Genomic DNA, 273 nt, shown 5'->3' on the forward strand with positions numbered 1-273 from the left:
GTTGTTGATTGGTTGTGCCATAATGAATTAAAGCAACTGGCGTATCTTTACTTTTGCCGTTTTCAATTAATTGCTCACAAATATAGTGCAGGTTTTTCATTCCCATATAAATCGCAAGCGTATCAATCCCATTAGCTAAAGCAGCCCAATTCGTATTGTCTGGTTCTCCATTTTTTCGATGTCCCGTTACAATTGCAAAGGAGGAACTGTATTCGCGGTGGGTTACAGGTATTCCTGCATAGGCAGGAGAAGCAATACCCGATGTGATACCGG

Annotated in this window: 1 protein-coding gene; it reads right to left on the reverse strand. The window is 41.4% G+C overall.

Translation table 11 applies throughout. From position 1 onward, the window contains the following. Positions 1-273, reverse strand: a 273-nt coding sequence (locus R0J88_RS20125; RefSeq protein ID WP_410900893.1) for a uroporphyrinogen-III C-methyltransferase, incomplete at both ends; no start/stop codon positions are given.

Source organism: Pseudoalteromonas sp. SIMBA_162, from assembly GCF_046535955.1.
Classification (GTDB): domain Bacteria; phylum Pseudomonadota; class Gammaproteobacteria; order Enterobacterales; family Alteromonadaceae; genus Pseudoalteromonas; species Pseudoalteromonas marina.